At 71.1% G+C, this 6179-nt stretch carries 4 protein-coding genes; 1 reads left to right on the top strand and 3 read right to left on the bottom strand.

The features are described from left to right. Positions 1–1025: MFS transporter (locus K8V84_RS24890; RefSeq protein ID WP_304079154.1), on the top strand; the 1025-nt coding region annotated here is incomplete at its 5' end. Between the two features lie 33 nt (positions 1026–1058). Here the strand turns inward: K8V84_RS24890 and K8V84_RS24885 are convergent. From K8V84_RS24885 to K8V84_RS24875, 3 genes are all read right to left on the bottom strand, one after another. Beyond that, positions 1059–2207 carry a mandelate racemase/muconate lactonizing enzyme family protein gene (locus K8V84_RS24885; RefSeq protein ID WP_304079153.1) on the bottom strand — a complete coding sequence of 383 codons (1149 nt, stop codon included), beginning with the start codon at positions 2205–2207 and terminating at the stop codon, positions 1059–1061. A gap of 94 nt (positions 2208–2301) precedes the next feature. Then, positions 2302–3612 (bottom strand): ABC transporter substrate-binding protein, encoded by a 1311-nt coding sequence (locus K8V84_RS24880; protein WP_304079152.1) that lies wholly within the window; start codon positions 3610–3612, stop codon positions 2302–2304. Positions 3613–3946: 334 nt separating this feature from the next. Continuing rightward, positions 3947–6076, bottom strand: coding sequence for an alpha-L-rhamnosidase C-terminal domain-containing protein (locus K8V84_RS24875; RefSeq protein ID WP_304079151.1), 2130 nt, complete (start codon positions 6074–6076; stop codon positions 3947–3949). Between the last annotated feature and the right edge of the window lie 103 nt (positions 6077–6179).

The following is a 6179-nucleotide window of genomic DNA, read 5'->3' as shown; positions in this document are numbered from 1 at the left end:
CCGTACCCCTGGGCGGGCTGCTCGCCGACCGTCACTCACGTCGCGCCGTGGTGCTGTGGTCCGGGCTCGCCGCCGCCGGGGCCACCCCCGCCCTCGCCGCCGGTCTGGGCACCTCCACCGCGCTCATGGCAGTGGCCGCCGTCGTCGTGGGCGTGGGCCAGGGCGCCTGCCGACCGGCCTTCCAGGCCCTGACCGCCGAGGTCGTCGCCGTCGAGGACCGCCAACAGGCCAACGCCGCCCTGACCTTCTCGGTGCGCGTGGTCACCCTGCTCGCCCCCGGCCTGACCGCGCTGGCCGCCACCGTCACCGGTCCGGCGGTTCTGCTCCTGGTCACCGCCGGGCTGTGGCTGGCCGCCGCCCTGCTGCCCCGGGGCGCCGACACCGTGCCCGGCGCACCGCGCGAGCGCGCCCCCTTCCACGTGGAGTTCGTCGAAGGGCTCACCGAGGCCCGCCGTCACCCCTGGTTCCTGTCCGGCCTGGCCGCCCTGACCACCGTCATCGCCCTCGGCTACTCGGCCACCAACGTGCTGCTGCCGCTGGCCAGCCGCGACCACTACGGCACCGAGGCCGTGCTCGCCGGTGCCCTGACCGCCTACACCGCGGGCGCTCTGGTCGGCGCGATCCTGGTGTCGCGTTGGAAGCCCCGCGCCCAGGGCTGGTGGGCGCTGTTCGGGCTGGGGCTCTACGCCCTGGCCCCGCTGAGTCTGGCGTTCCCGGTCGGCGCGGTGGCGGTGTTCGCCGCCTACGCGGTGGTGGGGCTGGGCGTGGAGCTGTTCAACGTCCCGTGGTTCACCGCCGCCCAGCGCGAGGTCGCCCCCGACAAGCTCGCGCGGGTGTCGTCCCTGGACTTCCTGTTCGCCTACGGGTTCGCGCCCGTGGGGTTGGCGCTGATCGCCCCGGCGGCACAGGCGTTCGGTGCCGAGGCGGTGCTACTGGGCTGTGCCGCGCTGTGCGTGGTGGTCCCGGCCCTGGCGGCGCTGGCCCCGGGCGCTCGGGACTTTCGCACCCGGCACGGGCGCGTCTGAACCCGTGCCGGGTCGCGGTCCACTGCTCGTGGTTCAGAGGGCTTCCTCGTGGGTTTCCACGGTCCACTCGCGCATCCGCTCGCTCGGGGTGATCCCCAGCCCCGGGCGGCCGGACAGGTGCATGCGACCGTCCGCGATCTCCAGGTGCTCCTCGAAGAGCGGGTCCAGCCACTCGAAGTGCTCCACCCACGGCTCGTGCTGGTAGGCGGCGGCCAGGTGGACGTGGATCTCCATCGCGAAGTGCGGCGCCAGGTGGAGGTGGTTCCGGTCGGCCATCGCCAGCACCTTGAGGAACCGGGTGATGCCGCCGATGCGGGGCGCGTCCGGTTGGACGATGTCGGCTCCCCCGTGCCGGATCAGCTCGGCGTGCTCGGCCACGCTGGTCAGCATCTCGCCGGTGGCGATGGGGGTGTCGAAGACCTCGGCCAACCGTCCGTGCCCGGCGAAGTCGTGGGCGTCGAGGGGTTCCTCGATCCACACCAGGTCGAAGGGTTCCAGGTTCCGGCACATCCGTCGCGCCTGGGCCCGTGACCACTGCTGATTGGCGTCGACCATGAGCGGGAAGTCATCCCCCAGGTGTTCGCGTACCGCCTCCACCCGGGCCAGGTCACGAGCGTGGTCGGGGTGCCCGACCTTGATCTTGATCCCGCCGATGCCGCGTTCCAAGGACTCGGTGGCGTTGGCCAGGACCTCCTCGGTGGAGGCGTGCAGGAACCCGCCCGAGGTGTTGTAACAGCGCACCGAGTCGCGGTGGGCGCCCAGGAGCTTGGCCAGCGGGAGCCCGGCCCGCTTGGCCTTGAGGTCCCACAGGGCGATGTCGAAGGGCGCGATGGCCTGGGTGGACAGTCCCCCACGGCCCACCGAGGCGCCCGCCCAGACGAGCTTGTCCCAGATCCGTTCGATGTCGTTGGGGTCCTCCCCCAACAGCGCGGGTGCCACCTCGCGGGCGTGCGCGAACTGGCCCGGGCCGCCGGCCCTCTTGGAGTAACCGAACCCGATGCCCTCGTGGCCGGCCTCGGTCCCGACCTCGGCGAAGAGCATCGCCACCTCGGTCATGGGGCGCTGGCGTCCGGTGAGGACCTTGGCGTCACTGATGGGGGTGTCCAGGGGCAGGGTCACCGAGGAGATCCGGACCCGGGTGATGCGGTCCTGGGTGGCTGTTCCGGGCGTGGTGGTCGACATCCACTGTCCGTTCTGTGGTCCGGGGTCGCGGGAGGGCGGGTGGTGGGCCCGCCCTCCCGCGCGGGGGTTTCGGGGTGGGCTCTCGGCGGCCCGGTCAGCCGCCGCCGGTGGCCGACTCGACCTCGGTGATGAACTGCTCGGCGGCCTCCTGGGAGGTGATGTCGCCGAAGAGCAGGTTGTCGGTGACCCGGCTGCTGATCTCCACGACCTCGCCGGCGCCGATGGGCGGGGGCGGGTTGCCGTCCAAGATGGTGCCCTCGACCTCCGCCATGAACTCGGCGGTCTGGCTGTCGGCCTCGGACAACTCCCCCAGGATCGCCTCGCGCACCTCCAGGTTGGCGGGCAACCCCAGGTCGGCCAGGAGCAGTTCGGAGGCGGCCGGGTCGTTGAGCATGTGGTCGAGGAAGAGCGCGGCCTCCTCGGGGTGGTCGGTGCCCGCCGAGACCGTGTAGTACATGGCGGGCTTGAGGAACAGGCCGGTGCGGTCGGACTCGGTCTCCCCCGGGTAGCGCAGGAGTTGGATGTCCCGCCCGGAGGTCTCGCTCACGCCGACCAGCTGGTTGGTCCAAAAGTGCGCCATCGCGCCGCGGTTGGTGGAGACCACCGACTGGTCGATGCCGCCCGCCTGGATCTCCACGCTCTCCGAGGCGCCGGGCTGGCCCCCGTTGTCGACCAGGTCCTGGGTGATCTGGAACCAGGCGGCGAGGGTGTCCTGCGAAAAGCCCAGCGAGCCGTCGTCGGCGTAGAGGTTCTCCCCATGTTGGCGGGCGAAGACCTGGAAGCCCGCCTCGTTGTAGGCCATGCTCTGGGTGCCGACGTACTCGCCGTCGGTGGCCTCGGTGATCTCGGCGGAGATCTCGACGTAGTCCTCCCACGTCCAGGTCTGGTCGTCGGGCATGTCCACGCCCGCCGCCTCGAAGGCCTCGGGGTCGGCGAGGATGGCGTAGGCGTTGACCCCGGTGGCCACCCCGAAGGTGCTGCCGTCCAGGTCGCCGCTCTCTGCGATGAGCGGGTCCAGACCGGACAGGTCCAGGCCCTCCGGTTCGTTGAGGTCCAGGAGGGCGCCTCGCTCGGCGTACTCGCGTAGGTAGCGCTCCTCCTGCATGGCGATGTCGGGGGCGTCGTCGGCCGCGGTGTTGGTGGCCAGGCGGTCCCAGTAGGAACCCCAGTCGGTGCTCTCCCCTGTGACCGTGATGCCGGGGTTGTCCGCCTCGAAGTTCGCGATGACCTCGTTCATGGTGGACTGGCGTTCGTCCGAGCCCCACCAGGAGAAACGCAGCTGGACGGTGCCCGCCTCACCCGATCCCCCACAGGCGGAGACCACCAGGACCAGTGCGGTGACCGCGGCGGCCGTGCCGGCCGTCGGTCCGGGGCGGGTTCGGAATCGGCCGGGGGGTTGGCGCATGCCGTGGACTTCCCTTCGAGTGCGAGGGCGGGCTCGGCCCACCACCGCGTGTGAAGTTGCGTGAAGAAAGCGTTCCCCCCTTGTTGGTAAGCGCTATCCAAGGGGTGGATTCCGACATTTTTAACATCGTGTTTCACGGGTGTCAATGGCTCCCCCTCACGAGGAGACCACCCGAAGAATCGACGGAACCCACCCCCTGGATTGGCCTGAACACCAGGTGGAAGCCGCTTTCAGCAAGGTGCACGATGGGCGCGCGCCCCCGAGCGTCGACGAGTGCGCCCACGCGGTCGGACCGCGACCCCCGACCGCGACCCGATCGAAATCCGGAAAGCGCTTACTGGCCGCGGCCGTCCCCCGACCAGGCGAAAGTGTGGGCGCCATCGATCCGGGGGAACACCAGACCATCGCCCTCGAGACGCGGTTCCCCAAGACCCGCGCCGACGCCGTTCACCGAACGTTCGCCGTCCCAGCGGAGCACCCCGTCCACCGAGACCCGGCGCGAGCGGCCCAGCAGCGGAACCACCACCTCGCCCACGCCTTCGGAGGGCTCCACCGTGAGGACGAAGGTGTCGGAGTCCGCGTCTTTGGACCAGCGCACGGCCAGCCCCCCGCCCGGGGTCGGCACCCGCCCCTGGGCCCACTCCAGGTCGGCGACCTGCGGCGCGACCCGCCAGTTCCCGAACCCGGGAGCGGTGGGCCGCACACCCAGAACCCCCTCGCCCAAGGCGGGCACGGCGGTGGTCCACGGGGTACCGGCGAAGGCGCCGCGCGGGCGGCTCCCGTCGTTCTCCCAGGCGAACCACCCGGTCCCCGGCCCCTCGTCGAGCATGTGGCCCCACCAGCGCCGGATCAGGTCGAGGGAACCCCGGGTGTCGCCGTTGCGCACACGGCCCAGGGCCTCCAACGCCTGGATGTAGCCCTGGATGTCGGAGGCCCGGTAGGCGTTGTCCTCGAACTCGCTGGAACGGGTGCCGTACGGCGTCGCCAACTTCGTGCCCAGGAAGTCCATCGCCCGGCGGGCCCGCTCGGGGTCCAGGGTGCCGAACACCAGGTTCCCGGCGTTGGCGTCCCCGCTGTGGTCACCGGTGGGGTCGTCGGTGTTGAGGACCATCGCGCCGGCCTGCTCGTCCCAGAGTCGGGCCAGGAGCGCCTCGCGCAGGTGTTCGGCCCGCCCTTCCAACCGCCGAGCGGTGTCGGGATCGCCCGCGATGTCCCGCTCCAGCGCGGCCAGCCCCTTCAGGGCGTCGTACAGTACGGCGTTGGTGAGGGAGTCGACCCCGGCGGCCAGGTCCAGCGGTGACCAGTTGGCGACCAGGGCCAAGGACGCGTCCGGGTCGGTGCGGCGGTCCTGCTCCTCCCGGAAGAGACCGTCGGCGTCGGTGCGGCTCTCCAGGAAGGCGACGGCCCGGCGCGCGACCGGCAGCAACGGGCGCACGAACCCGGTGTCACCGGTGTAGAGGTGGTGGTCGGCCAGGGCGGCGACCCAGAAGGCCGTGAAGCTGTGGATGGTGGCGTCGTGGAACAGCGAGATGTCCTCGCCCACGAACCCCAGGGCCTGGTCGGGGTCGGGACCGTTCTCCGGTACCCGCCAGCCGTTGGGCGGCCCCGGCTCGTTCGGGTGTTCGGGATCGCCGTGGACCAGGTGGGAGGCGGCCATGGGAAACGAACCGTCGGGGTTTTGCACCCAGCCGAACCGCATCAGCGAATTGCGCACCAGCCACCGATAGTCGCTGCTCTGCTGGTACCCGGCCAGGGCCTGCATGTGCATGTCGCCCATGAAGATCACTCGGTCGAACGGGGTGGTGAGCATCCACGGACTGGGCCCCTCGGGAGCGCCCGGCAGGTCGCTGTCCTCACTGACGGAGGCCAGGTCACCGGTGTGGGCGCTCAGGTGCCAGGCTCGGTTGAGCAGTGGATCGCTGGACAGGAAGTGACCGTCGCGGGTCACCGGGTAGACGGTGGAGCGCAGCCGGACGTGGCCGATGACGGCCTCACCGGGACCGTCCAGGGTCAGCAGCAGGTAGCGCGTCTCGCGTTTGCCCTCGCTCACCAGGGTGGCGGGGCCCTCGCGAGGATCGAACAGGTCGACCCTGGACCAGGGCGCGGCGTCGGTGCCGAAGAAGGCCTCGATGCCGTCGCCCTCGGGGGCGAGCTGATCGCGGAACTGGGCGTGCGCCACCCGTAGCGGCGCCCCGGAGATCCGTTCGACCCGCACCTCCAGGTGACCCATCGCGAGCTGTCCCAGGTCCACCACCACACGGGTGCCGTGGCGTTCGGTGGTGCGCAGGACCAGGGGCGGCCCATCGGGCACGGCCAGACGGTCCGGATCAGGCGCCCCGACCGGGTCGCCCTCGACGGTGACGGTGGCCGGTTCGATGAGCGGGATGCCTGGCAGGACCACCAGCTCGCGCCAGGAGTGGTCCTCGGGTAGCGGCGTGCGGGAGAGTTCTTCGGCGGTCGGCATGGTGTCTCCTTTTCGGGTCGTGCTCTCGACCCTAGGAACCATCACTGAGACGATCCATGCTCTGGGGTCTGCTTTTCCTTCGTGGAACGCTCACACCGGCTAG

The sequence above is a fragment of the Nocardiopsis listeri genome, from assembly GCF_020741345.1.
GTDB lineage: Bacteria > Actinomycetota > Actinomycetes > Streptosporangiales > Streptosporangiaceae > Nocardiopsis > Nocardiopsis listeri_A.
The sequence above is the reverse complement of the archived record's forward strand: the minus strand, read 5'-3'. Positions and strand labels throughout refer to the sequence as shown.

Excerpts from the sequence above, each read along its gene's own strand:
- K8V84_RS24885 (WP_304079153.1), bottom strand. The coding sequence starts at position 2,207 with ATGTCGACCACCACGCCCGGAACAGCCACCCAGGACCGCATCACCCGG.
- K8V84_RS24875 (WP_304079151.1), bottom strand. The coding sequence starts at position 6,076 with ATGCCGACCGCCGAAGAACTCTCCCGCACGCCGCTACCCGAGGACCAC.
- K8V84_RS24880 (WP_304079152.1), bottom strand. The coding sequence starts at position 3,612 with ATGCGCCAACCCCCCGGCCGATTCCGAACCCGCCCCGGACCGACGGCC.